A 26,961-nucleotide genomic window follows, 5' to 3' on the forward strand; every position below is an offset into this window, starting at 1 on the left:
TGCGCCGCTGCTCGATCATGCGGCCTTGGCGTCCGCCTTGCTGATCCAGTCGCGGGCGAGCGTTACGTCAGTATGCGACAATTGATGGCCTGCCGGCAGCACCTTGTGGGTGACGCTCGCACCTGCCTGCGACAGCAGTGCGGCGAGCCGTGCCGAATTGCTCGCCGGCACGATCGGGTCGGCCTGACCGGACAACAGCATCACCGGCTTGCCGCCGAGCGCAGCCTTGGGCGGATCCGACAACGGCACCATCGCGCGCAGCAGGATCGCGCCGGCCAGCACGTCCGGCTGCAGCAGCAACAGCGCGGCCGCGATGTTGGCGCCGTTGGAGAATCCGACTGCGATCGGCGCGGCGAGGCCGTAGCGTTGCCGCGCCTCTGTGGCGAACTCGCCCAGCTCGTGCGCGCGACGGCGCACGTCCTCCTCGTCGAACACGCCTTCGGCGAGACGGCGGAAGAAGCGCGGCATGCCGTGCTCGAGCACGCGGCCGCGGGGTGAAAGCAGGGCGGAGCCCGGCGAGATCATCTTGCCGAGGCCGAGCAGGTCGTTCTCGTCGCCGCCGGTGCCGTGCAGCAGCAGCAGAGGTGGAGAGCCCGCGTCGCCTGCGGGCTCGAAACGATGGATGAATGCAGTCTCCGTCATGACGCGGTCTCTTCCAGATTCGGCAGAACGCCCTCGATCTGCTTGCGGTGCGGTTCGAGGAAAGCAGGCAGCTTCAGCTCGCGCCCGAGGCTCGCCACGGGCTCGTCGACCGCGAAGCCGGGGATGTCGGTCGCGATCTCGAACAGCACGCCGCCAGGCTCGCGGAAGTAGATCGAGCGGAAGTAGTTGCGGTCGCGCTGCTCGGTCGGGTGCAGGCCGTGATTGCTCACGAGCCTCTCGGCCATCTGGCCCTGCTCGGCATCGTCGGCCGCGCGGAAGGCGATGTGGTGCACCGACCCGCCGCCCTGATGCCCGCGCAGAAAGCCCTTCGCCTCGTAGACGTCGACGACGCTGCCCTCGGCATCGCCGGGCGCCTTGAAGCGGATCACCGAGCCCTCGCGCCCGGTCTCCTTGAAGCCGAACACGTCGGTGAGGATGGCCGCCGTCTTCGCCGCGCTGTCGAGCAGCAGGGTCACGCCGTGGAAGCCGCGGATCGCATGCTCGGCCGGCACGTCGCGATTGGTCCAGCCGGGCTCATTCTCGGCGCCGGGAATGCCGACCAGCGCGAGCGCCATGCCATCAGGATCGGTGAAGGGCAGCACGGACTCGCCGAAGCGCTTCTCCAGCGCCTCGTACCGAATGCCCTTCTCGGTGAAGCGCTGCGTCCAGTAGCCGAGCGAGCGCTGCGGCACGCGGAAGGCGGTCTGATGGGTCTCGCCGACGCCGCGGCGCCCGGCCGAGACGCCCGCCCACGGAAAGAAGGTCAGGATGGTGCCGGGGCGGCCGGTCTCGTCGCCGTAATAGAAATGGTAGGTGCCGGGATCGTCGAAATTGACCGTCTTCTTGACGAAGCGCAGGCCAAGATCCCGCGTGTAGAAGCCGAAATTGCGGATGGGATCGCCGGCGATCGCGGTGACATGGTGCAGTCCAGACATTGTCGTCCTCCAGATTCGGGGAGCGGTCTTGCTCTGGCCGGAAATATCGTTCCGCTTTGGATTGGAGACAATCCATGCAAATATGACGGCTATGTCTACGATTTGGAAACAGTCGACGGGGCGATCCCTTGGATAAGCTCGGCAGCCTCCGGGCCTTCGTGAAAGTGGTGGAAAGCGGCAGCTTTGCCGAGGCCGGCCGGCAGCTGCGGCTGTCGCGCTCGGCGATCAGCAAATACATCGCCGACCTCGAGGAGAGCCTCGGGGTCCAGCTTCTGAAGCGCACCACAAGGCACGCCAGCCCGACCGAGAACGGCCAGCGCTATTTCGAGCGCGCGGTCGTGATCCTCTCGGAGATCGAAGCGGCGGACCAGGCGGTGACGCAGGCGCAATCGGCGCCGCGGGGACTGCTCCGCGTCAACGCGCCGATGTCGTTCGGCACGATGCGCCTCGGGCCGGTCCTCGCCGATTTCATGGCGCGCTTCCCGGAGCTGCAGCTCCAGATCGTGCTCAGCGACGATCTGCTCGATCCCGTGCAGGACGGCTTTGACGTGACGTTGCGGATCGCGGAGCTGGAATCGTCGAGCCTGATCGCGCGCAAAATCATGCCGGTGGCGCGCATGATCTGCGCGTCGCCGGATTATCTCGCCCGGCACGGCACGCCGAAGCATCCGCAGGATCTGCGCGAGCATGCTTCGCTGACCTACGGCTTCCTGCTCACGGGTAATCAGTGGAAGCTCACCGGCCGCGACGGCGACCACTGGATCCAGCCGGCCTGGTCACTCTGCGTCAACAATGCCGAGGTGCTGCGCGATGTCGCCATCAAGGGCAGGGGACTGGCGCTGCTGCCGGAGTTCATTGCGGCCGATGCGTTGCGGAAAGGCGAGTTGCGGACAGTGCTGGATGATTATTCCGCGCCGCCGCTAGCGCTCTATGCGGTGTATCCGCCGACGCGGCATCTGTCGGTGAAGGTGCGGCTGTTCATCGATTTCCTGGTCGAGCGGTTCGGGCGAGAGGATGAGGAAGTTGGCGGGCGCAGACGTGCGGAGGCTGGATCGTGAAGCCACGAATCTGCCGGGGCAACGGCTCGCAGCGCCAGTCTAGGGACTCTGCCGCTGAAATTGTGAGTGGCATGGGTTCTCCCATTGTCAGCGTTGTTGACAGTGATTCCTCGGAATTACTCTTGCGCGAATGATAAAATGAAGTCCGGCAACCAGCAGCGGCCATGATGATTGTGCCTCTGCTGAGAGTCCCGCGCAGTGGCTGGATAAGATTATATCGCAACGGAGACTTGAACTTTCTTCCCGTGGCTTGGGACTCATATTCGCGTCCCGACTTCGCCTCAGGACAGAGAGAGTTCAGCCGCTGTCGGGCGTTGCCGAGGGCTCTCTTCCGTGCCACCGCGAAGAGCCTGGCTCGATGAGTCGCCCGCACTTCTCGACTTGGTTTCAACAAGCGCAGGAGGAAACTATGCGGAAGTCTCTCACCTTTTTCCTTTCTGGTGTGGCATTGGCCGTCGCGGCGTCAACCGCCGTGGCCGGTGAGCGGGTGCTCGAGTTCAAGCTCGTCACCAAGCCGCTCGACCTCAAGGTCATAGAGGCCGCAAACGTTGAAGGACAGACGGTCGTGTCCGGGAAATTCTTCGGAGTGGCCGTCTTCAGCGATGGCCGTATCGGCGTGAAAGAGTTCGTCAATAGTTCGGACCTGCTCAAAGGGTCTGGCCCCTTCTTCGGCTATAGCACTTACACGTTCGAGGAAGGCTCGATTACGGCGCGCTACACCGGATCGGCCAAAGACGGCAAATCGACGGGCGAATACACGATTCTGTCGGGCACTGGTGCCTACGCGAATGCAACGGGTACGGGAACCATCGAAAGCGCGCCGAACCCATTCAAGGGTGTCAACCTGCTCAACATAAAGCTGGTCGTTAAAACTTCGGGCTCGTGATAGCGAATGCTAACAGGTCCCGCACGAAGGTAGTTGATCTCTTGGGGGGCGCGCTGGCCCGGCCGGAAACACAGCGCCGGCCGGGCGACCTACTGAAGAACCGGCTGGAGTCGTGGGATTGATCTTTCCGCTTGGCCAGCCGCTGGTGCCGCAGGAGAGAACCCTTGGGAGCTCCGACCTGCGCAAATCTAGCTGACAGATTGCTGTCCGGCAGGTTCAAGCAGATCATTCAGCGCTTGCATCGACGCCTGTCGAATCTCGGCGAGTTCGCGTGCGGCACTGTCGAGTTCGGCAGGTGACATCGCGGGTGCCGCCAGCTCGACGTCGCGGCTGCGCTCGAACAGGCGGACGAGGCCGAGCGCACTTGCCGCGCTGCCAAGTTGATGCGCGGATCGTGCGAGGTGCTTGTGATCGCCCGCCGCCACGGCGTCGGCGATGTCGTGGATCAATCGTTCTCCCGTCTGCTGGAGCAGATGGTGGAGCTTGTCGATTTGCGCGGCGCCCAGCAGCTCCCGCTGGTCGTCGAGGAATGGCCGATCGATCAGTTCGGTCGCCGGGCGTTGCGCGGCTGCCGGCTCGGCCACCAGATCATCCTCGATCGCCTCGCGCAGCGCGTTGACCAGGATCGGCTTGCTGACGACCTTGGCGATGCCGGCGCCGGCAAGCCGATCGCGGGCGCGGCCGGAGACGTCGGCGGTCACGGCGATGAGGCGCGGCATCTTGGCAAGACCGAGCTCGCCGATCCGGAAGGCCGCCACCACGCCGTCCATGTCGGGCATGTGCAGATCCATGAGGATGACGTCGAAGGCCTGATCGCGGGCGAGCTCGACGGCTGCGGCGCCGTTCCTGGCGATCGTCGTGTGGTGGCCGAGCCGGTGCAGGATCGCTGCGCCGACCTCGCAATTGACGGGGTCATCGTCGACCAGAAGCACGCGGAGCTGCCGCGACGGCGGCGCAAGCGCGCCTTGCGCCACGCTGCTTCCGGCAAGCCCGAGCGGCACTTGGAGCGTGAACGTGCTGCCCGCGCCGGGCGCGCTCTCGACCTTGAGCTCGCCGCGCATCAGGCGGGTGAGACGGCGCGCGATCGCAAGGCCGAGGCCGGTGCCGCCGAAGCGACGCGCGATCCTGTCGTCGGCCTGGACGAAATCCTCGAAAATCCGCTCGTGCAGCTCGGGCGCGATGCCGATGCCGGTGTCGCGCACGATGATGCACAGCAGGAGGTGATCGCCGCGCCGCTCGGTTCCCGCGCTCACGCCGATGCCGCCGCTCGGGGTGAACTTGATCGCGTTGCCGATCAGGTTGAGCAGGATGCGGTTGAGCCTGACGGGATCGCCATGCGCGGCGGTGTCGACCGTGTCATCGCAGGCGAGATCGAAGCTCAGGCCCTTGTCCAGGGCTTGCGGACGCATCAGGTCGCCGGCGGCTTCGATGAGCTGGTCGAGACGGAAGTCGCGAGTCTCCAGCATTTCCGTGCTGGCCTCGAGGCGCGCATATTCCAGCACCGCATCGACCAGCGCGATCAGCGTTTCGCCCGACGCCGCCGCGGTGGCAAGATGGCGGCGCTGGGCCTCGCTGAGGCTGCCGTCGTCCAAGAGTTGCAGCACGCCCATGACGCCGTTGAGCGGCGTGCGCAACTCATGGCTGACGACGGCGAGGAAGCGCGACTTGGTCTCATTGGCCGCGACCGCCGCGCGGCGCGCGCGCTCGGCGGCGTCGTGCTCGGCGAGCGCGTGGTCGCGGGCCTTCTCCAGCTCGGAGGTGCGCTCGATCACCTTGCGCTCGAGCGTGGCGTAGGATTCGCGCAAATGCGCCGCCATGCGGTTGAACTGCTCGCCGAGCGCCTCCAGCTCGTCGCCGGTCTTGATCGCGAGCCGCGAGTTGAGGTCGCCGCTGCCGATCCGCCTGGCTCCTTGGGTCAGCAGCTGGATCGGCACGGTCATGCGCCGGCTGAGAATGAGCGAGACCAGCACCGCGCAGGCGAGCAGGATCACGAGCAGGAAGGTCGAGCGGCCGATCGAGGCATAGATCGGCGCGTAGGCTTCGGTAAGCGGCAGCTCGACGAACACCAGCCAGCCGAGCGAGGGCACGGTCGCATAGGTCGACAGCACGCGCTGGCCGGAGAGATCCTCCTTGCCGAGGCCGCCCGAAGGCGGCCCGATGCCGTCGAGCGCGGCGCGGACGTCGGCATGGCCGGAGAGATCGCTGCGCTGGAGCGCCCGCCATAAATCGGGATGCGCGATCAACACGCCCATGCGGTCGACGACATAGGCCTTGCCGGTGTTGCCGACCCTGATTCCCGTGACGAGGTCCCAGATGAAGCGCAGATTGACCTCGGCGACGATCACATCGGGAGCGCGCCCGGTGCCGCGCGTGGCGAGCGTCATGAAGGGCTCGGTGTCGCCGAAGAAATAGACGGGACCGTAATAGGCCCGGCTGTCATTGGCACCGCGGAAGGCGGCTGAAGCGGAGAGATCGGCGTTGCTGCCGACCTTGTCGGCGATCCGGCGCGATACGCGCAGCTGCTCGCGGCCTTCCGAATTGAGCTGGGCGATCTCCGCGATCGCAGGCGAGAGGCGCAGGAGGCGGATGGCGTTCAGCCGCTCGTCCTCGTGGGTCGACAGCTCCGGCGGCAGGCGCGCGAGCCACCTGATCTGGTTCTCGATCTGGCCGATGAACTGGCCGATCTGAATCGCTGCGGAGGCGGCCTGTTCGCGCTGGGTCGCCGCCAGCAGCTGCTTCTGCTCGCGATAGGAGAACCAGACGTCGAAGCTGGCGTTGATGGCGAGCGTGGCGAAGGCGAGGGCGACGATCGAGTAGAGATATTTCCTGAACAGCCGGCCGGAAGGCGTGCGCGAAGGTTCCTGGTCGCCGGGATCGTTCACTCGCGGATCTCGTCGGCGCGCGCGAGCAGCGTGAACGGGATCGTCAAGCCGAACGAGCGGGCGACCGTGCGGTTGATCAACAGCTCGTATTTGCGCGGCGATTGCACTGGAAGGTCGCCGGGCTTGGTGCCGCGCAGGATCAGGTCGACGTAATCGGCCGAGCGCACCTCGAGCGTTGGGCCGTAGCTCATCAGCCCGCCGGCATCGATGAAGTAATGGAACGGATAGATCGTGGGCACGCGGTATTTGGCGGCGGCCGCGACCACCGCCTTGCGGTTGACCACGAGGAAGCTGTCGACCAGCGCGACCATCGCCGCCTTGGGCAGTTCGGAAAAGCGCTTGACGGCGTCGTCGATCTCCGCGGGCGCGTTGACGGGCGCGGGGATCACGGAGACGCCGGATGCGGCAGCCTCCTGCTCGATCGATTCGAGGAAGAAGCGTCCGCCGCGCGGCGTGGTCGCGGGGTTGAACAGGATGCCGACGCGCGCGACGTCGGGCACGGCCTCGCGGATCAGCTGGAGCCATTTGCCGCCCATCTCGGCGCTGCTGTTGGTGAAGCCGGTGGCGTTGCCGCGGGGATGCGCGAGGCTTTCGACGAAGCCGTTGCCGACCGGATCGTTCGCGGTCGCAAACACGACCGGGATGGTCTTGGTGGCGGCAAGGACGGCGGCGGTCTCGATCGTCGACCCCGTCAGGATCACGTCCGGCTTGAGGTCGAGCAATTCCTGGACGGCCATCTTCAGCCGGTCCGGCGCGCCGAAGGTGGAACGGAGCTCGAGGCGGAAGTTGACGCCTTCGACCCAGCCGCGCTGCCGCAAGCCGGCGACGAGGTTGCCCAGGCGAGAGCTCGCGCTGTCGATCATGCCGCGTCTGGTCAGCTCGTCGTCGAGCGGCAATGCGGTGAGCGAGGCGACGATCCGCATACGATCCGGCGTTGCGCCGAGCGCGATCCATCCCGCGACCGATGCAGTCGCGAGGCGAATGAAGCCGCGGCGATTGACCGCCGAGGAAACGAAAGATCGCCCCGTCATGGACTACGTTGCACGATCGCCTTGCTTTGCTCGATGCTTAGCGCGAAAGCGGGGTGCCCACAATCGACGAAAGGCGCATGTGAATGTTCGTTCGCAGGCTTTCGATCTGGTGCCCGGCGGCCTAGCGCCGCAGCGTGAACGCGTCCGCGCTGCGCCGTTGCTCCCATTTCGCCTGCTCCAGCTCGGGCCGGTCGCACTCGATCTCGGGATAGCCGATGCAGAGATAGGCGATGAACTTCCAGCTGTCAGGCACGTCGAGAACAGCGTGCATGCGCGCAGGGTTCAGTATCGACACCCAGCCGAGGCCGATGCCCTCGGCGCGGGCGGCGAGCCACATCGCGGTAATGGCGGCGACCACGGAATATTCCGTCGTTTCAGGCATGGTCGCGCGGCCGAGGCCGTGGCCGATGTCGCTGCCCATGTCGGCGAACACGGCAAGATGGCCGGGCGCCTGCTCGAGGCCGGACAGTTTCAAGGTGGCATAGCGGGCGGCGCGGTCGCCGGAGTAGCAGCTCAGCGCGTCGGCATTGCACGTCCTGAAATCTTCGACCACGGCGCGGCGCGTTGCAGCATCATTGACGATCACGAAGCGCCAGGGCTGGCTGAGGCCGACCGAAGGCGAGAGGCAGGCGGTCTCGATCAGGCGATCGATCGCCCCCTCCGGCAGCGGATCGCTGCGGAAGCGGCGCACGTCGCGGCGCCACACGAACAGCTCGCGTAAGTGCTGGCGGAAGCTATCGTCGAACTCGACCATGAGGTCATCGCCCCATTTGGAAGGACGCCGCCACCAGCAGGATCAGGATCTCGCCCGTCTGCTCGAACGCGCCGAGGATGTCGCCGGTCTGCCCCCCGATTTGGCGGATGGCAAGCCGCGCCAGCAGCAGGCCGGCCAGTGACAGCAGGATCAGGCCGACCAGCGCCTTGCCCGGCCCCAACGTCAGGGCAAGCGCAAGCGTTCCAAGCGCGAAGGCGATGGCCACGCTGCGCCCGGGCGGCGCCCCGGCGCCGGCAGAGAGGCCATCAGGCCGCGCCGACGGGACTAGCGACATGAAGGCCGGCAGGCCGGCACGGGCAGCAACGTGCGCCGCGCACAGCGCGAGCATGACGGCCCATGGATTTGCGATCGTCGCAAGCGCGCTCCAGCGCAGGCCGAACGATAGGATCAGGGCGCAGACGCCATAGGTCCCGATCCGGCTGTCGCGCATGATCTCGAGCTTGCGCTCGCGCGTGCGGCCGCCGCCGAGGCCGTCCGCGGTGTCGGCAAGTCCGTCCTCGTGCAGCGCGCCGGTGATGAGGGCGGTCGTGGCTAGCACAAGGAGGGCGGCAAGGCTCGGCGTCAGTCCGAAGCGAATGGCGATCTTGTAAGTGAGGGCGCCGGCGAGGCCGACCAGCAGTCCCGCGACCGGCAGCGCCCACATTGCCCGCGCAACGGCGCCGTCGCCCGCAGGCTTCGAGGATGCCACCGGCAGGATCGTCACGAACGATGTCGCCATCTTGAGATCGGCGAGGATGTCCTTGAGGTGCTCGGCGCGCGGGATCATTTCAGCTTCAACGGCAGGCCGGCGACGACGAACTCGACCTCGTCGGCGACACCGGCAATGATCTGGTTCATGATTCCGGCGGCATCGCGGAAGCTGCGCGCCAGCGCGTTGTCGGGCACGATGCCGAGGCCGACCTCGTTGGTGACGAGCACGACGGGGCTGTTGAGGCGGGGCAGCGTGTCGGCGAGCTCTCTCACCTCTCGCTCCCAATCGCGCGCCGCATGCATCAGGTTGGAGAGCCACAGCGTCAGGCAGTCCACCAGCCTCGCGCCGCCACCTTCGGTCGAGAGCAGCGCGGGCACGAGATCGAGCGGCACCTCGCGCTCGATCCAATCGGCTCCGCGCCGCGCGCGATGTCTTGCGATGCGTTCCTGCATTTCGCCGTCGAGCGCCTCGGCCGTCGCGACGTAGACGGGCTGGCCGGCAAAGCTGCGCGCGCGCGCCTCCGCCCGGGTGCTCTTGCCCGATCGCGCCCCGCCGGTGATCAAGATGATGGCCATAAAGGTCTCCTGCCGCAGCACTAATCATCAAACGCGGCCAAAGACAAAGCCGAAATCAGGCAGCGAGGGGCTTGCGCTCGGCCGCCGTCTTGCGCAACAGGGGCGGGACAGGAGCTGGATGTGGACTTTGCGGGCGCGATGGTGGTGGCGATGGCGGTGGATGCCCTTCTGGGCTGGCCGGCGTGGCTGTTCGCGCGGATCGGGCATCCCGTCACCTGGCTGGGCGGGCTGATTGCCGGCATCGACACCGCCTTGAATCGCGCGTCCGATCCGCCGGCGTTGCGCCGAGCCGCGGGCGTCGCCGGCGCGCTTGCGGTGATCGCGCTCTCCGCGGCGCTCGGCTGGGCGCTGCAATCACTGCTTCCTTCGGGCTGGATCCAGATCGTGCTGATTGGCATCCTGGCCTGGCCATTGGTCGCGCTGCGCTCGCTGCATGATCATGTGGCTGCCGTCGCCACGCCCTTGCTGGCCGGCGACGTTGCCGCGGCGCGCGACGCGGTCTCGCGCATCGTCGGCCGCGATCCCGCAAGCCTCGATGAGGCCGGCATTGCGCGCGCGGCAATCGAGAGTCTTGCCGAAAACACCTCCGACGGCATCGTCGCGCCGGTGTTCTGGGGCGCGCTGTTGGGCTTGCCCGGTATCCTCGCCTACAAGGCGATCAACACGCTGGACTCCATGATCGGCCACCGCAGCGAACGACACGAAGCCTTTGGCTGGGCGGCAGCGCGCATCGACGATGTCGCCAATTTCATCCCGGCGCGGCTGACCGGATTTCTGTTCGTGCTGCTGGCACCGCAACGGTCGGAGGCATTGGCGTGCATGACGCGCGATGCGCGCCGGCATCGCTCGCCCAATGCCGGCTGGCCGGAAGCGGCGATGGCGGGCGGACTCGGCGTGCGGCTCAGCGGCCCCCGCATCTATCACGGCAACGCGACCAACGAGCCCTGGCTGAACGAGGGTGCGCGCGATCCGCGCGCCGCCGATATCACCGAGGCGCTGACAGTCTATCGTCGCGCCATGCTGCTGGTCGCCGGCGTGCTTGCGATCCTGGCTTTCGCGTGAAACAACGGGGCATGCGCGAGCACGGTGGAAATCTCGATCTGGCCCAGCGGCGTTTCGGCGGACGCGCAGAGGATTGGATCGATCTGTCGACCGGGATCAACCGGGTGCCCTATCCCGTGGGCGAGGTAAGCGCACGCGCGTGGAGCGCGCTGCCGTCACGCTCCGAGATCGAGGCATTGCATCAGGCGGCGCGGCACGGCTACCGCACGAGCGCACCGATCGTTGCGATGGGCGGTGCTCAGGCCGCCATTCAATTGCTGCCGCAACTCGCGGCGCCGGGGCGGGCGCGCATCCTCGCGCCGACCTACAATGAATACGCCGGCGTCCTGTCGGCCGCCGGCTTGGATGTCCACGAGATTACGGAGTTCGATGCGCTGGCGGGTGCAGACCTCGCCATCGTCGTTAATCCCAACAATCCCGACGGGCGGTGCCATTCGCGCAAGGATCTGCTCGCGCTGTTGCCGCGCGTCGGCCGTCTCGTTGTAGATGAGAGCTTTGCCGATCCCGATCCGCAGCTGTCGCTTGCACTGGACGCGGATCGACCAGGACTGTTGATCCTGCGTTCCTTCGGAAAGTTTTATGGGTTGGCCGGCCTGCGGCTCGGCTTCGCCATCGGTCATGCCGCCGACATCGACAAGCTTGCCGCCGTGTCGGGTCCATGGCCTGTTTCGGGCGCGGCGATCGAAATCGGCTGTCGTGCCTTGCGCGATCAGACTTGGGCCGAGGCGACGTCGGCGCGGCTCGCGCGCGACTGTGTTCGCCTCGATGCAATGGCGCATTCGCGAAGCTGGCGGCTCATCGGCGGCACACCGCTGTTTCGCTTGTACGAAACGGGCGACGCGGTGGCTGCGCAGGAGAGGCTCGCGCGCAGCCACATCTGGTCCCGCGTGTTCGCGCAACAGCCGACATGGCTGCGCCTCGGGCTCCCCGGCAGCGAAGCCGAATGGACGCGCCTTGCCGAGGCCCTAGCGCGCTAGCGCGAGCAGGCCTTCGACGTCGAGATGCTTTTCGATGTGATCGGCCAGCGCCTCGAGCGCGCTTTCGACGCTGGCGTGATAGGGCTCGTCGCCTGCGGGAATGTCGAGTTTGGCGAGGTAGGCCTTGCGGAAATCATCCGACGTGAACAGGCCGTGCAGATAGCTGCCCTGCACACGGCCGTCCCTGGAGATCGCGCCTTCTGCCTCGCCGTCCAGCTTGGCGAAGGGGCGGGCGCGATCCGGGCCGTCGGTGTGGCCGATATGGATCTCGTAAGCCTGGATCGGCTGATCCGTCGCCGCATGCACGGCCGCAACACGTGTCAGCGTTTTCTGCGGGCTCATCACCGTCTCGACATCGAGAAGCCCGAGGCCCGGCGTGTCGCCCGCAGGCCCCTCGATGCCTTCGGGGTCTGCGACGCTGCGCCCCAGCATCTGATAGCCGCCGCAGAGGCCGAGCACGTGGCCGCCGCGGCGGTGGTGCGCGAGCAGGTCGATGTCCCAGCCCTGCGCGCGCAGGAAGGCGAGGTCGCCGCGGGTGGATTTTGAGCCAGGGATGATGACGAGGCGCACGTCGCCCGGGATCGCCTCGCCCGGGCGCACCATCACGAGATCGACGCCCGGCTCGAGCTTGAGAGGATCGAGATCGTCGAAATTGGCGATGCGCGATAGCGCCAGGCAGGCGATCTTGCATTGGCCCGGCTTGCGCGCATCGCGCAGGCCGAGCGCGTCTTCGGCCGGCAGCTCGCCGGCACGCGGGAACCAGGGCAGCACGCCGAGGCCGCGCCATGCAGTCTTTTGCTCGATCAGCCTGTAGCCGTCGTCGAACAGCGTGGGATCGCCGCGGAACTTGTTGATGACGAAGCCAGAGATCATCGCGGCATCGTCGGGGTCGATCACCGTCCTGATGCCGACCAGCTGGGCGATGACACCGCCACGGTCGATGTCGCCGACCAGCACGACCGGCACATTCGCCTTGCGGGCAAAGCCCATATTGGCGATGTCGGACTTGCGCAAATTCACCTCGGCCGGACTGCCGGCGCCTTCGACCAGCACCAGATCGGCCCGCGCCTTCAGCCGTTCAAAGCTCTCCAGCACCGCGCCCATCAGCGACGGCTTCATCGCCGCGTAGTCGCGCGCGCGTGCGGTCGCGATGCGCTTGCCGTGGACGACGACCTGCGCGCCGACATCGGTCTCGGGCTTGAGCAGCACCGGGTTCATGTCGGTGTGCGGCTCGACACCGGCGGCGAGGGCCTGCAGCGCCTGGGCGCGGCCGATCTCACCGCCATCGACGGTGACCGCGGCGTTGTTCGACATGTTCTGCGGCTTGAACGGCAGCACGCGCAGACCACGGCGCGTAAAGGCGCGCGCGAGGCCGGCGACGATGAGCGACTTGCCCACGTCCGAGCCGGCCCCCTGAATCATCAACGCAGGTGCCATCGTGCCTTCAAAACTCGACGCCGGCCTGCGCCTTGATGCCGGAACGGAACGGATGCTTGACCAGCGTCATCTCGGTGACGAGGTCGGCGATCTCGATCAGCTCGTCCTTGGCGTTGCGACCGGTGAGCACGACATGCGTCATCGCAGGCTTTTGCGTCGTCAGGAATTCGACGACTTCGGCGATGTCGAGATAGTCGTAGCGCAGCGCGATGTTGATCTCGTCGAGCACGACCATGCGCAGCCGCTCGTCGAGGATCAGCTCCTTGGCCTTCTCCCAACCGGCGCGCGCTGCAGCGATGTCGCGGGCACGGTCCTGCGTCTCCCAGGTGAAGCCTTCGCCCATCGCGTGGAACTGACAGAGTTCGCCGAAATGGCCGGTGAGCAGGCGCCGTTCGCCCGTATCCCAGGCACCCTTGATGAATTGCACCACCGCACAAGGGAAGCCATGCGCGACGCAGCGGACGATCATGCCGAAAGCCGAGGAGGATTTGCCCTTGCCCGCGCCGGTATGGACGATGATCAGGCCCTTTTCGCCGCTCTTGGTCGCCATGATCTTGTCGCGAGCGGCCTTCTTCTTCGCCATTTTGGCGGCGTGGCGGGCGTCGGTTTCCTCGGTCGTGTGGGTTTCCGGTTCAGGCGTCATCGGTCCCGGTCCTTCGGCTTGACAAGTGGCGGCCACCGGCAAATGGTGGCCTGGCGTTGGTTCCTGTCCTATGACAGGCGAAGAGGGAATGCGATAGGGTCCGAATCCGCAAAGATTTGGGTCCAAACTGCAGCCGCCCCCGCGACCGTGACCGGAGAGATGCCCGAAGCCACTGATTCCTTTTGGAATCGGGAAGGCGGGGATCGAAGGGCCAAAACCCTGCTCCGCAAGCCGGGAGACCTGCCAGCGCGACGAGTTTTGGACCGGCGGACGGGGTGTTCCGCGACGGGGAAGCGGGCCTTTCTGGAGAATGGTCCGTGCGCCTCATCGCCTCCCGCTGTTATCTGGAAGAGGCGATGACCGTCACACTTCATGTCTGCATCACCTGCCGCGCCGGCCAGACGCTCGGCGAGGGCGAGACGACGCCCGGCAAGCGCCTGCATGGCGCGATCCTCGAGGCCGGCGTGCCCGAGGGCGTCAGCGTGGTTCCCGTCGAATGCCTGTCGGCGTGCAGCCAGGGCTGCTCGGTCGCGCTCAGCGCGCCCGGCCGCTGGTCCTATGTCTATGGCCGCCTCTCCGATGCGAATGCGCAGGACGTGGTCGCAGGTGCTGCGGCCTACGCGGCGGCGCCCGACGGAATCGTGCCCTGGCGCAGCCGTCCCGAAATCTTCCGCAAGCAGTCGCTTGCCCGTATTCCCCCTGTTACCGTCGTGCCGGAGGCCGCTGAATGAACTCGCTCGCAAAAGTCCCGGTTACGGTCGTCACGGGTTTCCTGGGCTCCGGCAAGACGACGCTGATCCAGCATCTGCTCAGCAATGCCGGCGGCAAGAAGCTCGCCGTGCTCGTCAACGAGTTCGGCAGCGAAGGCGTCGACGGCGAGATCCTGAGGTCCTGCGCCGATGCGAACTGCCCGGAGGAGAACATCGTCGAGCTCGCCAATGGCTGCATCTGCTGCACCGTCGCCGACGATTTCATTCCGACCATGGAGCAACTCTTGGCGCGCCCGGTGCGGCCCGATCACATCCTGATCGAGACCTCGGGCCTGGCGCTGCCAAAGCCGCTGCTGAAGGCGTTCGACTGGCCGGAGATCCGCTCGCGCATCACGGTCGACGGCGTGATCGCGCTGGCCGACGCCGAGGCCGTCGCGGCCGGCCGCTTCGCGCCGGATCCGGCTGCGGTGGAAGCGCAGCGCGCGGCGGACGACAATCTCGATCACGAGACGCCGCTGTCAGAAGTGTTCGAGGACCAGATCGCCTGCGCCGACATCGTGCTGCTGACCAAGGCCGACCTTGCGGGCGCAGCCGGAATCGAAGCCGCAAAGGCGGCGATCACAGCCGAGATGCCGCGCCGCGTGCCGATGCTGCCGGTCACCGATGGCGCGATCGACGCGCGCGTCATCCTCGGCCTCGGTGCGGCCGCCGAGAATGATCTCGCCGCGCGGCCATCGCATCATGACGGCGAGGAGGAGCACGAGCACGATGATTTTGCCTCGGTCGTGATTGACCTTCCGGAGGTCGCCGACATCGACGCGCTGGTCGCATCGGTCCAGAAACTGGCGCGCGAGCAGAACGTGCTGCGGGCGAAGGGGTACATCGCGGTCGCTGGCAAGCCGATGCGCCTGTTGTTGCAGGCGGTCGGCGAGCGGGTGCGCCATCAGTTCGACAAGCCCTGGGGCGCGGGTCTCAGACAGTCGAAGCTCGTCGTGATCGGCGAGCATGGCGATATCGACGAGGCCGCCATCAAGGCAGGACTTGGTCTTTCAGGACTTGGTATCTGATGCACGTCGTCTTCCGCGAGAGCCGCGGTCTCGAGGAGACCGCGACGCCAAGAGACATCGGCCAGGACCCGGCCGATCTCGTGGTGCTCTCGTATTCGGATTCCGATTTGGCCGCGTTTGCGGCCGGCTGGCGCCGCGGTCGGGGCAGCCTGCCGTCGCTGCGGCTGGCCAATCTCGCGGAGCTGCGGCATCCGCTGTCGGTCGACACCTATATCGAGCGCACGCTGTCGCAGGCCCGCGGCATAATGGTGCGCCTGATCGGCGGGGAATCCTATTGGGCGTACGGGCTTGCGGCGCTCCAGCAACTCGCGCAAGAGCGCAACATCGTGCTCGCCGTGCTGCCGGCGGACGGCCGCGACGACGCGCGGCTGGATGCGTACTCGACCCTGCCGGTCTCGACGCTGCGGCGGCTCAAGGTGCTCTGCGACACCGGTGGTCCGGTCGCCGCGCAAGCCGCGATCGCGCAGCTCGCGCTGGCCTCAGGCCTTTATGCCGGCCCGGTCATCGGCGAGATGACCGTGCCCGAGATGGGATTCTATGATCCCGCGCGCGGTGTCATTGCCGCGCCAGTTGGCGAGGGCAAGCCGCGCGCACTCGTGACGTTCTATCGCTCCTATCTCACGGCCGCCGATACGGGGCCGGTCGACGCCTTGATTGCGGCGCTGCGCGAGAAGGGATTTGACGCCTACGGCGTGTTCGTCACCTCGCTGAAGGCGCCGGGCGTTGCCGACTGGCTGCGCGCGCATCTGGCGCAACATCCTGCGGCGGCGATCGTCAATGCGACGGCGTTCTCGGCCCTTGGCGATGACGGCACGACGCCGTTCGATGCCGCGTCCTGTCCGGTGTTCCAGGTCGCGCTCTCGACGGCGCGGCGCGAAGATTGGGCGGAATCACTGCGTGGCCTGTCGCCCGGCGATCTCGCGATGCATGTCGTGCTGCCGGAGGTCGACGGCCGCCTGTTCGCAGGCGTGGTGAGTTTCAAATCGGCCGGTCAGCGCGATCCCGATCTGCAATTCGCGCATCTAGCGCACAGGCCCGACGAAGAGCGCGTCAACGCCGTTGCCACGCGCGTCGCGGCTTGGCGTCGCCTCGCGGAGAAGCCCGCCGGCGAGAAGCGGCTGGCGATCGTGCTCTCGAACTATCCGGGCCGGCCGCATCAGATCGCGCACGCCGTCGGGCTCGACGCGCTGGCGTCGGTCGAGGCGTTGATCTCCGATCTCGCGGAGGTCGGCTTCGACGTTGCGCCGGTCGATGCGCTCGGCGCAAAACTATTGAAGCAGAGCTTGACCTGGGGCGTCGCCGAATATCGCACGGGGCTGGCGCGCCTGCCGCAATCCTTGCAGCACGATCTCGTGCAGGCCTGGGGCGCACCGGAGAACGATCCGAGCTGCCGCGACGGCGCGTTCTACTTCGCTGCGATCCAATGCGGCCGGTCGATCATCGCAGTCCAGCCCGAGCGCGGCGATGCGGCCTCGCGCGATGCCGATTATCACGATCTCGCCCGCACGCCGCGCCACGCCTATGTCGCGTTCTATCTCTGGCTCCGGCAGCAAGGCTGTGATGCCGCCGTGCACATGGGCGCGCACGGCACGCTGGAATGGCTGCCCGGAAAATCCGTGGCGCTGTCGCAAGCGTGCTGGCCGGAAGCGCTGATCGGCGACCTGCCCGTCATTTATCCCTTCATCGTCAACGATCCCGGCGAGGCCGCGCAGGCCAAGCGGCGCATCGGCGCGGTCACGATCGGTCATCTGCCGCCGCCGCTTGAGACATCCGCGGTGCCGGAAGGTCTACGTCGGCTGGAACGGTTGCTCGATGAGTATTCGACCGCTGACGGCCTCGATCCCGCCCGTCGCCAACGCCTGATCGCGGCGATCCGCGACGAGGCGCGAGTGGCGGGCCTCGAAGACGATCTCGGCCTCGATGCCTCGGCAGCACCAGCCGAAGCCATCCCGCGAATCGACCGCTTCGTCTGCGATCTCAAGGAGAGCCAGTTCGGCGACGGCCTGCACGTGTTCGGCCGCGGCGCTTGTGCCGATGCGGAACGCGATGCATTGCGTTCCGCGCTCGCCGGAAAACGCGTTGCCCCCGGGCCGTCGGGCTCCCCGTATCGCGGGCGTCAGGATGTGCTGCCGACCGGGCGCAATCTCTTCGCCGTCGACCCGCGTGCGGTGCCGACACCGTCGGCGCATGCGCAGGGGATAAAACTCGCCGAAGAGCTGCTGCGCCGTCACTTGCAGGATCACGGCGACTGGCCGAAGGGCCTCGTCATCGATCTCTGGGGGTCGGCGACCATGCGCACCGCAGGCGAAGAGTTTGCGATGGCGCTGCATCTGGCGGGCCTTGCGCCGCGCTGGGATCACGCTTCCGGCCGTGTCACCGGTTATGACATCATCGCGCCGGCCGAGCTCGGCCGTCCGCGCATCGACGTCACCCTGCGGGTATCCGGCCTGTTCCGCGACGTCTTCGCGGGGCTCGGGCAATTGTTCGAAGCCGCCGCCGAGGCGCTCGCCGCGCGCGAGGACGAGGGCGATGAGAATCCCTATCGCCAGCGTGCGTCCCGCGTGTTCGCGCCGCGGCCGGGACAATACGGCGTCGGCCTCTCGGCTATCCCGGATGCCTTCACGCCGGACACGCGCGAGGCCGCAGGCGAAGCGTGGCTGTCGGCATCGTCCTGGGCGTTCTCTGCCGATGGCGCGATGCAGCCGGATCGCGCTGGTATCGAACAGCGTCTCGCGTCCGCCGATGCTTTTGTCCATGTCCAGGACTTGCCCGAAACCGATCTGCTGCTGGCCGCCGACTATGCCGCGCATGAGGCAGGCATCGCCGCGGCAGCCGCGAACCTCGGCGCAGGCGTGCCGTCGCTCTATCACCTCGATGCGACGCGGCCCGGCGAGCCGCATGCGCGCACGCTGACGGAAGAGATCTCGCGCGTCGTTCGCGCACGGGCGGCCAATCCGGCCTGGATCTCCGGCATGATGCGCCACGGTTTCCGCGGCGCCGCCGAGATCACCGCGACGCTGGAGCACATGGCCGCCTTCGCGCATCTCGCCGGCGCGGTGCCGCCGCATCTGTTCGACCTCTATTACGACGCGACACTCGGCAACGACGACGTCCGCGCCTTCATGGCGCACGAAAATCCGTCCGCACTCGCCGCGATGGAAACCTGCTTCACGCGCCTGCGCGAAGCCTCGCTCTGGCGAACCCGCCGCAATTCGATTGCAGCGGCGCTGCGGGAGGCCTCATGAGCGCGACCACGGTCAAGGGTTGGTGTCCCGGCGCGCTGCGCCCGATGCAATCGGGCGACGGGCTCGTGGTGCGCGTGCGTCCGTTCGGGGGACGCCTTGAAGCACCACAAATCTCCGGGCTTGCGGAACTCGCCGAGCGCTTCGGCAACGGTCTAATCGACGTCACGAGCCGGGCCAATCTGCAGATCAGGGGCGTTCAGGAGGACGGCCATCGGCCGTTGCTCGATGGTCTGGCGCAACTGGCGCTGCTCGATCCCGACGCCGACATCGAAGCCAGGCGCAACATCCTGGTGACGCCGTTCTGGAGCAACGGCGACGAAACGCAGTCGCTCGCCGCGGAGCTCGAGGAGGCGCTTGCCGATTCTGGCCTGGCGCTTCCCACCAAGTTCGGCTTCGCCATCGATGACGGGCGGTCGCGTGTTCTCGCCGGCGATTCCGCCGACATCCGCATCGAGCGCGACCGCTCGGGCGGTCTCCTGGTGCGGGCCGATGGCGCCAAGCTCGGTCGTTCCGTTGAACGCGGACAGGCGGTGAGCGCGGCGCTGGCGCTCGCAAGCTGGTTCATCATCTCCGGCGGTGCAAACGGCGGGCGAGGGCGCATGGCAGCCCACATCGCATCCGGCGCCGTGTTGCCTCAATCCTTGCGCGGCGAGACCGAGCCTGCGCCGGTGATGGCCGCGGTGCGTCCCGGGCACTATCCGCAAGGCGCAATGGTCGGGGTGGCGTTCGGGCAGATGCTGCACGCGACGCTGCATCAATTCTCTGCTTGCGGCCATGCGCTGCGCATGACGCCCTGGCGGATGGTGCTGAGCGAGGGCAAGCGCGAGATGCCGAGCGCGGCGGGGCTCATCACCAGGCCCCATGATCCGGCGCTGCGCGTCATCGCCTGCAGCGGCGCGCCGCGCTGCCGCGAGGCCCATGCCGATACGCGCGCGCTGGCCGCGGCGCTGGCGCCGCGCATCCCCGCCGACGCGCGACTCCACGTCTCCGGCTGCGGCAAGGGCTGCGCCCATTCCGGCGCGGCTGCGGTTACCCTGATTGCGACGCGCGCCGGGTTCGATCTCGTCCGCGACGGCTCGACCCGCGACGCGCCGGTCCTGCGCGGGCTGAACGGCGCCGACATCGTCAGCGATCCCTCCATCCTGGTCGGAGGGAACTGATGCCGCACACCTACGAGACCGACGGCGCTGTGATCTACCGGCAATCCTTTGCCACCATCCGGGCCGAGGCCGATCTCGCGCGCTTCACGTCGGACGAGGAGCAGGTGGTGGTGCGGATGATCCATGCCGCCGGCATGGTCGGCCTCGAGGCGCATATCCGTTTCACCCCTGATATGGCGATTGCCGCGCGCGCGGCCTTGCAGAAGGGCGCGCCGATCCTGTGCGACGCGCGCATGGTCTCCGAAGGCATTACGCGCGCGAGGTTGCCCGCGGCCAATGCCGTGATCTGCACGCTCGGCGATCCCGCCGTGCCCGCGCTGGCGCAGTCTATGCGCAACACGCGCTCGGCCGCGGCCCTGGAGCTGTGGCGGCCGCATCTTGATGGCGCGATCATCGCGATCGGCAATGCACCGACCGCGCTGTTTCATCTGCTCAACATGCTGGAGGATCGCGACTGCCCGCGGCCGGCTGCGATCATCGGCTGTCCGGTCGGCTTCGTCGGCGCGGCCGAATCCAAGGCCGCGCTGATGGCCGATCCGCCGGCACCGGCGCTCACCGTCGAAGGCCGCCTCGGCGGCTCCGCCATCACGGTTGCTGCCGTGAACGCGCTGGCAAGCCGGAGCGAATAGCCATGGGACGCATCATCTGCTGCGGTCTCGGCCCCGGCGATCCTGATCTGATGAGCGTGCGTGCCGATCGTACGGTGCGGGGCGCTAGCCACGTCGCCTATTTTCGCAAGAAGGGCAGGCCCGGTCAGGCGCGCCGCATCGTCGATGGCATGCTGGCTGCGGGCGTTACCGAATATCCCATGGAATATCCTGTTACGACGGAGATCGCTTTCGACAGCCCCGAATATGTCCAGCTGCTCGCCGGCTTCTACGACGAATGGGCCGAGCGCCTGGCGCGGCTTTCGCGCGCCGTCGACGTCGTCGTGCTCTGCGAGGGCGATCCTTACTTTTACGGATCGTTCATGCATCTGCACACGCGCCTGCAAGGCCGCGTCGAGATCGAGGTGATCGCCGGCATTCCCGGCATGGTCGGCTGCTGGAACGGCGTCGGCCGGCCGATCGCGCTCGGCGACGACGTGACGACGGTGCTGATGGGCACGCTGTCCGAGGCCGAGCTCGAACGGCGCATGCGCGATTCCGATGCACTGGTCGTCATGAAGACCGGCCGCAATCTCGCAAAAGTGCGCCGCGCGCTCAGCTCCGCCGGGCGGCTCGCCGATGCCTGGCTGGTTGAGCGTGGCACCATGCCAGGCGAGCGCGTGGTGCGGCTCGCCGAGATCGATGCGGCCGATTGTCCCTATTTCGCGATCGTGCTCGTGCACGGCAAGGGCCGGCATCTGGATGCCGCCGAATGACAGGCACACTGACCATCGCGGGCCTCGGGCCGGGCAGCGACGCGCTGGTGACGCCGGAAGTTTCCGCCGCGCTTGCGACGGCGACCGACATTCTGGGCTATGCGCCCTATGTCGCGCGCGTGCCGCCGCGGCCTGGGCTCACTCTGCATCCATCCGACAATCGCGAAGAGCTGCAACGCGCGAGCGAAGCCCTGCGGCTTGCCGCCGAAGGCGGTCAGGTCGTCGTCGTCTCTTCTGGCGATCCCGGCGTGTTCGCGATGGCATCCGCCGTGTTCGAGGCGCTCGAGCAGGCGCCGGAATTTCGTGAACTTTCGATCCGTGTGCTGCCCGGCGTCACCGCGATGCTGGCGGCCGCCGCGCGTGCCGGCGCGCCGCTCGGCCATGATTTCTGTGCGATCAATCTCTCCGACAATCTCAAGCCGTGGGCGGTGATCGAGAAGCGCCTGCGCCTCGCGGCGGAAGGCGATTTTGCCATCGCGATGTACAACCCGCGCTCGGCCAGCCGCCCGGAAGGATTCGGCCGTGCGCTGGCGCTGCTTCGCGAGGCCGGCTGCGGCGAGCGTCTCATGATCTTCGCGCGCGCGATCAGCGCGGCCGATGAAAAGATCGAGATCGTGACGCTGAACCAGGCGACGCCCGAGATGGCCGACATGCGCACGCTGGTGATCCTCGGCAACTCGCAGACGCGCCGCGTCGGCCGCTGGGTCTATGCGCCGAGGCGGGCAGAATGACCGAGCCACTGCATCACGTCAGTGACACTCTCGACCCTTTGGCGCTCGGGCAGCTCTGGTCGCGAGATCATGATCACGGGCAGGCCGAGCATGCGCGCCGCGTCGATCTTCGCGCGTGCGCCGTCGCCGCCGGAATTGCGGGCAACGATCCAGGCGATGCCGCGTGTGCGCATCATCGCCAGCTCACTATGAAGCGTGAACGGTCCGCGCGACACGATCACATCGGCCGCGAAGGGCAGGGGCGCGTCGGGCGGGTCGACGAAGCGCAGCGTGTAGGCGTGCTGCGGCTTCGTCGCGAATGGCGCAATGTGCTGGCGACCGATGGCGAGGAACACGTTTGCCGGGGCGTCGGGCAGTGCGGAGACGGCAGGATTGACATCCGCCACCTCGATCCAGTTGTCGGTGGACGCCTTGATCCAGGGCGCGCGCTCCAGCGCAAGCAACGGCGTGCCCGTCTCGGTGCAAGCCGCAACGGCGTTGCGGCTCATTTCCGCGGCGAAGGGATGCGTTGCATCGATCACATGCGTGATGCCTTCGGCGCGGATGTAATCCGCAAGTCCGCTCACGCCGCCAAACCCGCCGATGCGCGTCGGCAGCGGCTGATCGGCGGGCGCGCGGGTGCGGCCGCCATAGGAATAGACGGCATCGATGCCGGCGCGCGCGATCTCCGCGGCGAGCAGGCTCGCATCGGCCGTTCCGCCCAGAATGAGGGCGCGAATCATGTCTGATCCCTGGCTGACCATCATCGGTATCGGCGAAGATGGCCTTGCCGGGCTGTCGGAGGCAAGCCGAAAGGCGCTTGCCAAGGCCGAAACCGTGTTCGGCGGCGAGCGCCATCTTGCGCTTGCCGAAATTGGCAGCCGCGGTCGTCCATGGCCGGTGCCGTTCGATGCGGATGTCGTGCTGAGCTGTCGCGGCAGGCCGACGGTGGTGCTCGCCTCCGGCGATCCGTTCTGGCATGGCGCCGGCGCGAGCCTTGCCGAGAAGCTCGGTGGCGACGAGTGGATCGCGCATCCTGCTCCGTCCACCTTCTCGCTCGCCGCCGCGCGGCTGGGCTGGCGACTCGAATCCACCGTCTGCCTCGGGCTTCACGCCGCACCGTTCGAGCGTCTCGGTCCGCATCTGGCGCGAGGGGCGCGCATCATCTGTCTCGTGCGCGATGGGAAAGCGGCTGGCGATCTGGCTAGGTGGTTGAGCGAGCGCGGGTGGGGCGCCTCAGCCTTCTGGATGCTCGCCGCCCTCGGTGGCCCGCGCGAAAGCATCACAGAATATCGCGCCGATAGTCTTGCCGGTGATCTCGCCGGAAACCTGGTCACCGTCGCCGTCGAGGCGAAGGGCGGACAGGGGATGCCCCGCAGTTCGGGATTATCGGACGACCTCTTCGTCCATGACGGCCAGATCACCAAGCGGCCGGTGCGCGCGCTTGCGCTCTCGGCGCTGGCGCCGCGGGCCGGCGAGCGGCTGTGGGACATCGGCGCTGGTTCAGGCTCGATCTCCGTGGAGTGGGCGCTGGATGGTGGGACGGCGATTGCGGTCGAGGCGCGCGAGGATCGCGCCGCGAACATTCGCAAGAATGCGGCCGCCTTCGGTCTGGCACATCGGATCACAATCGTCACGGGCAGGGCACCGGAAGCTCTTGCCGGGTTGGAAGCGCCGGATGCCGTCTTCATTGGCGGTGGTCTCGACGAAGTGTTATTTGATGCGATCTGGACGCGGCTCTCGCTCGGAGCGCGGCTCGTCGCACACTCGGTCACGCTGGAAACGGAAGCGTTGCTCAGCGAGCTACATCAGCGCCATGGTGGCGAGCTTATGAGAGCCGAAATTTCTCATGCCGCTCCGCTCGGCCGCTATCGGTCGTGGGAAGCAGCACGCCCCGTGGTGCAGTGGAGTGTGGTCCGATGAAGGTCGCCGGACTCGGCTTCAAGCGCGATGTGACGCTGGCTTCGTTGCGCGAAGCGCTGCTCGCTGCGGGCGGTGCGGAAGGGCTTGCGGCGATGGCAACCGTCAGCGACAAGGCCGATACCGAGGCGCTGAAGCAGCTCGCACGCGAATGCGGCGTGCCGATCAGGGCCGTTCCGGTCGCGACACTGGCCGGCATCGACACGCCCACGCAATCGAAGCTCATCGCGGAGAAATTTGGCACCGGATCTGTAGCCGAGGCTGCTGCGCTCGCGGTCGCCGGTCCGCGCGCGCGGTTGATTGCAGCACGGGTTGTCTCGCAGGATCGCACCGCGACCGCCGCGATTGCCGAAGGAGACGGCCCATGACGGTGCATTTCATCGGTGCCGGGCCGGGCGCACCCGATCTGCTGACGTTGCGCGGCCGCGACCTGATCGCGGCCAGTCCGGTTTGTCTCTATGCCGGCTCGCTGGTGCCGGAGGGCGTGTTGGCGCATTGCCCGCCCGGCGCACGTATCGTCAACACCGCGCCAATGTCGCTCGACCAGATCATCGCCGAGATCGCAGCCGCGCATGCGGCAGGCCTGGATGTCGCGCGGCTGCATTCCGGCGATCTCTCAATCTGGTCGGCGATGGGCGAGCAGCTCCGCCGTTTGCGTGCGCTCGGGATTCCCTACTCGGTGACACCCGGCGTTCCCTCGTTCTCGGCTGCCGCGGCCGCGCTGGAGGCTGAGCTGACGCTGCCCGGTCTTGCTCAGACGGTCGTGCTGACGCGCACGCCGGGCCGTGCCAGCGCGATGCCCGAGGGCGAGAAGCTCGCCGCGTTCGCTGCGACCGGCGCGGTGCTCGCGATCCACCTGTCGATCCATCTGCTCGACCAGGTCGTCGCCGAGCTGACGCCGCATTACGGCGCGGATTGCCCGGTCGCGATCGTCTGGCGCGCGAGCTGGCCGGAGCAGCGCATCGTGCGCGCGACGCTTGCAACGCTCGGTGCGTTCGTGGGTGGCGAGATGGAGCGCACGGCGCTGATCCTGGTCGGCAAGACGCTTGGCGCTGCCGATTTTGACGAGAGCCGTCTCTATGCCGCCGATTACGACCGCCGCTACCGGCCGGTCGGTGCCGAGCCGCGCTTTCCGGAGGCGTCGTGATGCCGGCGAGCCTCGTCATCTCCGCGCCGGCCTCCGGCGTCGGCAAGACCACGCTGACGCTGGCGCTCGCCCGCGCCTGGCGCAAGCGCGGCCTGAACGTGCAGTGCTTCAAGAGCGGCCCCGACTATATCGATCCCGCCTTCCACGCCGCAGCCACGGGACGCGCCTCGGTCAACGTCGACAGCTGGGCGATGGATCGCGGCACCATCGCGCATCTCGTCAGCCGTGGCGGCAATGCAGATGTCGTTCTCGCCGAGGGATCGATGGGCCTGTTCGACGGTGTCGCCGCGCGCGGTGTCTCCGCCACCGGAGCGACCGCTGATATCGCGGAGATGCTGGGCTGGCCAGTGGTTCTGGTGATCGATCCCTCCGGCCAGGCGCAGACTGCGGCAGCGATCGCCGCCGGCCTTCGCGATTACCGCGCCGGCGTGCGCCTTGGCGGCGTCGTGCTCAATCGCGTCGCCAGCCCCCGCCATGAGGATCTGGTGCGGCGCGCGCTGAACGAGGCCGGCATCAAAGTGTTCGGCGCGCTGCCGCGCCATGCCGAGATCAGCCTGCCGAAGCGGCATCTCGGTCTCGTGCAGGCCGAGGAGCAGGCCGAGATCGGCAAGCTGATCGACGAGGCCGCGCGCTTTGTCGCCGAGCACGTCGATCTCGATGCGGTGCTCCACTCGGCAGGCCAATGGTCGCCGCAAGCTGCGGCGAACGGATTGAACGTGACGCCGCCCGGCCAGCGCATCGCGCTGGCGCGCGATGCGGCGTTCTCCTTCGTCTATCCGCATATGCTGGAAGCTTGGCGCGCCGCGGGCGCCGAGATCGTGCCGTTCTCGCCGCTGGCCGATGAAGCGCCCGATGCGAGCGCCAACGTGTGTTGGCTGCCCGGCGGCTATCCCGAGCTTCATGCAGGAAAGATCGCGGCCAATGCGCGCTTTCGCAGCGGCTTGCGCGCTTTCGCCGAGACGCGGCCGGTGCATGGCGAATGCGGAGGCTATATGGTGCTGGGCGCAGGCCTGACCGACGCCGACGGTATCAGCCATGAGATGGCGGGGCTGCTTGGCCTCGAGACCAGCTTTGCCAAGCGCCGCATGCATCTCGGCTATCGTCTTGCTGAACTGGCTGCGCCGATGCCGGGGCATCAGCCTGGCGCGCGCCTGCGCGGCCACGAGTTCCACTATTCGACCATCCTCGCCCAGCCCGATACGCCGCTCGCGGTCGTGCACGATGCCACCGGCGCGGTCATTGCCGAAACCGGCTCGCGCCGTGGCCATGCCACCGGCACGTTCTTCCATCTGATCGCGGAGGACCGGTGAGCGGTTTTGTCTCTTTCGTTTCCGCCGGTCCGGGCGATCCCGAGCTCCTCACGGTGAAGGGCGCCACGCGGCTGCGCGAGGCCGACGTCGTGCTTTATGACGATCTTGCCTCCGGCGCGATCCTCGATCTCGCACGGCCCGGCGCCAATCTCGTCGCGGTGGGAAAGCGGGCCGGGCGTCCTTCGACCAAGCAGCACCACGTCAACCGTCTCCTGGTCGACTATGCCGCAACCGGCGCGCGCGTGGTGCGGCTCAAGTCCGGCGATGCCGGCATTTTCGGCCGGCTGGAGGAGGAGATCGAGACGCTGCGCGAGGCCGGCATCGGCTACGAGATCGTTCCCGGCGTCACCTCCGCCTGTGTCGCCGCCGCCCAGGCCGGCATTCCCCTGACCCGCCGGTATACCTCCCGCCGGGTGCAGTTCATCACCGGCGCTGACGTCACGGGCGAGCTGCCGCCCAATCTGAATTGGGCGGCACTGGCCGACCCCGAGGCCACGACCGTGGTCTATATGGGCCGGCGCACCTTTCCGGCGCTTGCCGCAAAATTGATCGCGCACGGCCTCGCTCCCAGCACTCCGGCGCTGTTCGCCGAATCTCTCGGGCGTCCCGACGAACGGCTGGTCCGCACCACGATTGCCGAGCTCGCCGAGCAGCTTGGGCGCGGCGGCGCCGCTTCCACTGCGGCCGTCATCCTGTTCGGCGCGCTGGCGGGAGAATATCCGGCATGACGGCTCC

At 67.5% G+C, this 26,961-nt stretch carries 26 protein-coding genes and 1 riboswitch; of the genes, 16 read left to right on the forward strand and 10 right to left on the reverse strand.

Going from position 1 to position 26,961, the window contains the following annotated elements; genetic code table 11:
• Positions 1 to 15 precede the first annotated feature (15 nt).
• Both N2605_RS11965 and N2605_RS11970 read right to left on the reverse strand, forming a co-directional pair.
• Complete coding sequence (locus tag N2605_RS11965; RefSeq protein ID WP_225145939.1) at positions 16 to 642, reverse strand: alpha/beta hydrolase; 627 nt, start codon at positions 640 to 642, stop codon at positions 16 to 18.
• On the reverse strand, positions 639 to 1,577 hold the full coding sequence (locus N2605_RS11970; RefSeq protein WP_260346628.1) for a ring-cleaving dioxygenase: 939 nt from the start codon (positions 1,575 to 1,577) through the stop codon (positions 639 to 641). The genes N2605_RS11965 and N2605_RS11970 overlap by 4 nt, the downstream gene beginning before the upstream one ends.
• Positions 1,578 to 1,705: 128 nt before the next feature.
• Here N2605_RS11970 and N2605_RS11975 point away from each other — a divergent pair, with 128 nt between their 5' ends.
• On the forward strand, positions 1,706 to 2,635 hold the full coding sequence (locus tag N2605_RS11975; RefSeq protein ID WP_225145937.1) for a LysR family transcriptional regulator: 930 nt from the start codon (positions 1,706 to 1,708) through the stop codon (positions 2,633 to 2,635).
• A gap of 409 nt (positions 2,636 to 3,044) precedes the next feature.
• Positions 3,045 to 3,521 (forward strand): hypothetical protein, encoded by a 477-nt coding sequence (locus N2605_RS11980; protein ID WP_060735631.1) that lies wholly within the window; start codon positions 3,045 to 3,047, stop codon positions 3,519 to 3,521.
• A gap of 188 nt (positions 3,522 to 3,709) precedes the next feature.
• Here the strand turns inward: N2605_RS11980 and N2605_RS11985 are convergent, their stop codons facing one another.
• From N2605_RS11985 to cobU, 5 genes are all read right to left on the reverse strand, one after another.
• The gene (locus N2605_RS11985) at positions 3,710 to 6,403 is read right to left on the reverse strand and encodes a hybrid sensor histidine kinase/response regulator (protein WP_225145936.1); all 2,694 of its coding nucleotides are present in this window, start codon (positions 6,401 to 6,403) and stop codon (positions 3,710 to 3,712) included.
• Positions 6,400 to 7,434, reverse strand: coding sequence for an ABC transporter substrate-binding protein (locus N2605_RS11990; RefSeq protein ID WP_225145935.1), 1,035 nt, complete (start codon positions 7,432 to 7,434; stop codon positions 6,400 to 6,402). Before N2605_RS11990 ends, N2605_RS11985 begins: the two co-directional genes overlap by 4 nt.
• Positions 7,435 to 7,555: 121 nt before the next feature.
• Positions 7,556 to 8,188 carry a 5,6-dimethylbenzimidazole synthase gene (bluB, locus tag N2605_RS11995; RefSeq protein ID WP_225145934.1) on the reverse strand — a complete coding sequence of 211 codons (633 nt, stop codon included), beginning with the start codon at positions 8,186 to 8,188 and terminating at the stop codon, positions 7,556 to 7,558.
• Positions 8,189 to 8,192: 4 nt separating this feature from the next.
• Positions 8,193 to 8,975, reverse strand: coding sequence for an adenosylcobinamide-GDP ribazoletransferase (gene cobS / locus N2605_RS12000; RefSeq protein WP_036005415.1), 783 nt, complete (start codon positions 8,973 to 8,975; stop codon positions 8,193 to 8,195).
• Positions 8,972 to 9,475 (reverse strand): bifunctional adenosylcobinamide kinase/adenosylcobinamide-phosphate guanylyltransferase, encoded by a 504-nt coding sequence (gene cobU, locus N2605_RS12005; RefSeq protein WP_036023498.1) that lies wholly within the window; start codon positions 9,473 to 9,475, stop codon positions 8,972 to 8,974. Before cobU ends, cobS begins: the two co-directional genes overlap by 4 nt.
• A 120-nt stretch (positions 9,476 to 9,595) precedes the next feature.
• On the opposite strand from cobU, the gene cbiB reads away from it, so the two are divergent.
• Together cbiB and cobD are read left to right on the forward strand one after the other, a co-directional pair.
• Entirely contained in the window at positions 9,596 to 10,537 is a 942-nt protein-coding gene (gene cbiB, locus N2605_RS12010) for an adenosylcobinamide-phosphate synthase CbiB (protein ID WP_225145933.1), read from the forward strand.
• 11 nt (positions 10,538 to 10,548) lie between these two features.
• Positions 10,549 to 11,514, forward strand: a complete 966-nt coding sequence (cobD, locus tag N2605_RS12015) for a threonine-phosphate decarboxylase CobD (protein WP_225145932.1) — start codon at positions 10,549 to 10,551, stop codon at positions 11,512 to 11,514.
• On the opposite strand, the gene N2605_RS12020 is transcribed toward cobD, so the two are convergent.
• Together N2605_RS12020 and cobO are read right to left on the reverse strand one after the other, a co-directional pair.
• Positions 11,503 to 12,951: a cobyric acid synthase gene (locus N2605_RS12020; RefSeq protein WP_225145931.1), complete on the reverse strand. Its 1,449-nt coding sequence runs from the start codon at positions 12,949 to 12,951 to the stop codon at positions 11,503 to 11,505. The genes cobD and N2605_RS12020 overlap by 12 nt on opposite strands.
• A 7-nt stretch (positions 12,952 to 12,958) precedes the next feature.
• Complete coding sequence (gene cobO / locus N2605_RS12025) at positions 12,959 to 13,594, reverse strand: cob(I)yrinic acid a,c-diamide adenosyltransferase (RefSeq protein WP_036023503.1); 636 nt, start codon at positions 13,592 to 13,594, stop codon at positions 12,959 to 12,961.
• Positions 13,595 to 13,634: 40 nt separating this feature from the next.
• Positions 13,635 to 13,856, forward strand: a riboswitch (cobalamin riboswitch).
• 94 nt (positions 13,857 to 13,950) lie between these two features.
• Between cobO and N2605_RS12030 the strand changes: the two genes are divergently transcribed.
• The 7 genes from N2605_RS12030 to cobJ are packed head-to-tail and all read left to right on the forward strand — an operon-like array spanning position 13,951 to position 21,870.
• On the forward strand, positions 13,951 to 14,325 hold the full coding sequence (locus N2605_RS12030; RefSeq protein WP_036005458.1) for a DUF1636 family protein: 375 nt from the start codon (positions 13,951 to 13,953) through the stop codon (positions 14,323 to 14,325).
• Entirely contained in the window at positions 14,322 to 15,371 is a 1,050-nt protein-coding gene (gene cobW, locus N2605_RS12035) for a cobalamin biosynthesis protein CobW (protein ID WP_225145930.1), read from the forward strand. Before N2605_RS12030 ends, cobW begins: the two co-directional genes overlap by 4 nt.
• Positions 15,371 to 18,616, forward strand: coding sequence for a cobaltochelatase subunit CobN (gene cobN, locus N2605_RS12040; protein ID WP_260346635.1), 3,246 nt, complete (start codon positions 15,371 to 15,373; stop codon positions 18,614 to 18,616). The genes cobW and cobN overlap by 1 nt, the downstream gene beginning before the upstream one ends.
• The gene (gene cobG / locus N2605_RS12045) at positions 18,613 to 19,776 is read left to right on the forward strand and encodes a precorrin-3B synthase (RefSeq protein ID WP_225128907.1); all 1,164 of its coding nucleotides are present in this window, start codon (positions 18,613 to 18,615) and stop codon (positions 19,774 to 19,776) included. The genes cobN and cobG overlap by 4 nt, the downstream gene beginning before the upstream one ends.
• On the forward strand, positions 19,776 to 20,405 hold the full coding sequence (locus N2605_RS12050; protein ID WP_036005374.1) for a precorrin-8X methylmutase: 630 nt from the start codon (positions 19,776 to 19,778) through the stop codon (positions 20,403 to 20,405). Before cobG ends, N2605_RS12050 begins: the two co-directional genes overlap by 1 nt.
• A gap of 2 nt (positions 20,406 to 20,407) precedes the next feature.
• A complete protein-coding gene (locus N2605_RS12055) occupies positions 20,408 to 21,139 on the forward strand; it encodes a precorrin-2 C(20)-methyltransferase (RefSeq protein WP_225145928.1) in 732 nt (243 codons plus the stop codon).
• Positions 21,136 to 21,870, forward strand: coding sequence for a precorrin-3B C(17)-methyltransferase (cobJ, locus tag N2605_RS12060; RefSeq protein WP_225145927.1), 735 nt, complete (start codon positions 21,136 to 21,138; stop codon positions 21,868 to 21,870). The genes N2605_RS12055 and cobJ overlap by 4 nt, the downstream gene beginning before the upstream one ends.
• Here the strand turns inward: cobJ and N2605_RS12065 are convergent.
• A complete protein-coding gene (locus N2605_RS12065) occupies positions 21,846 to 22,592 on the reverse strand; it encodes a cobalt-precorrin-6A reductase (protein WP_260346640.1) in 747 nt (248 codons plus the stop codon). The two genes, cobJ and N2605_RS12065, sit on opposite strands and share 25 nt — an antisense overlap.
• Between N2605_RS12065 and cbiE the strand changes: the two genes are divergently transcribed.
• Genes cbiE through cobA form a run of 5 tightly spaced genes read left to right on the forward strand, consistent with a single transcriptional unit; the run spans position 22,591 to position 26,954 of the window.
• Complete coding sequence (gene cbiE, locus N2605_RS12070) at positions 22,591 to 23,772, forward strand: precorrin-6y C5,15-methyltransferase (decarboxylating) subunit CbiE (protein ID WP_225145925.1); 1,182 nt, start codon at positions 22,591 to 22,593, stop codon at positions 23,770 to 23,772. The genes N2605_RS12065 and cbiE overlap by 2 nt on opposite strands.
• A complete protein-coding gene (locus N2605_RS12075) occupies positions 23,769 to 24,137 on the forward strand; it encodes a cobalamin biosynthesis protein (protein WP_192893258.1) in 369 nt (122 codons plus the stop codon). The genes cbiE and N2605_RS12075 overlap by 4 nt, the downstream gene beginning before the upstream one ends.
• Positions 24,134 to 24,916, forward strand: a complete 783-nt coding sequence (cobM, locus tag N2605_RS12080) for a precorrin-4 C(11)-methyltransferase (RefSeq protein WP_260346642.1) — start codon at positions 24,134 to 24,136, stop codon at positions 24,914 to 24,916. The genes N2605_RS12075 and cobM overlap by 4 nt, the downstream gene beginning before the upstream one ends.
• Positions 24,916 to 26,226, forward strand: coding sequence for a cobyrinic acid a,c-diamide synthase CobB (locus tag N2605_RS12085; RefSeq protein ID WP_260346644.1), 1,311 nt, complete (start codon positions 24,916 to 24,918; stop codon positions 26,224 to 26,226). Before cobM ends, N2605_RS12085 begins: the two co-directional genes overlap by 1 nt.
• Entirely contained in the window at positions 26,223 to 26,954 is a 732-nt protein-coding gene (gene cobA, locus N2605_RS12090; RefSeq protein ID WP_036005341.1) for a uroporphyrinogen-III C-methyltransferase, read from the forward strand. The genes N2605_RS12085 and cobA overlap by 4 nt, the downstream gene beginning before the upstream one ends.
• The last annotated feature ends 7 nt before the right edge of the window (positions 26,955 to 26,961 follow it).

Origin of the sequence: Bradyrhizobium yuanmingense (assembly GCF_025200905.1) — a bacterium.
Taxonomy (GTDB): Bacteria; Pseudomonadota; Alphaproteobacteria; order Rhizobiales; family Xanthobacteraceae; genus Bradyrhizobium; species Bradyrhizobium yuanmingense.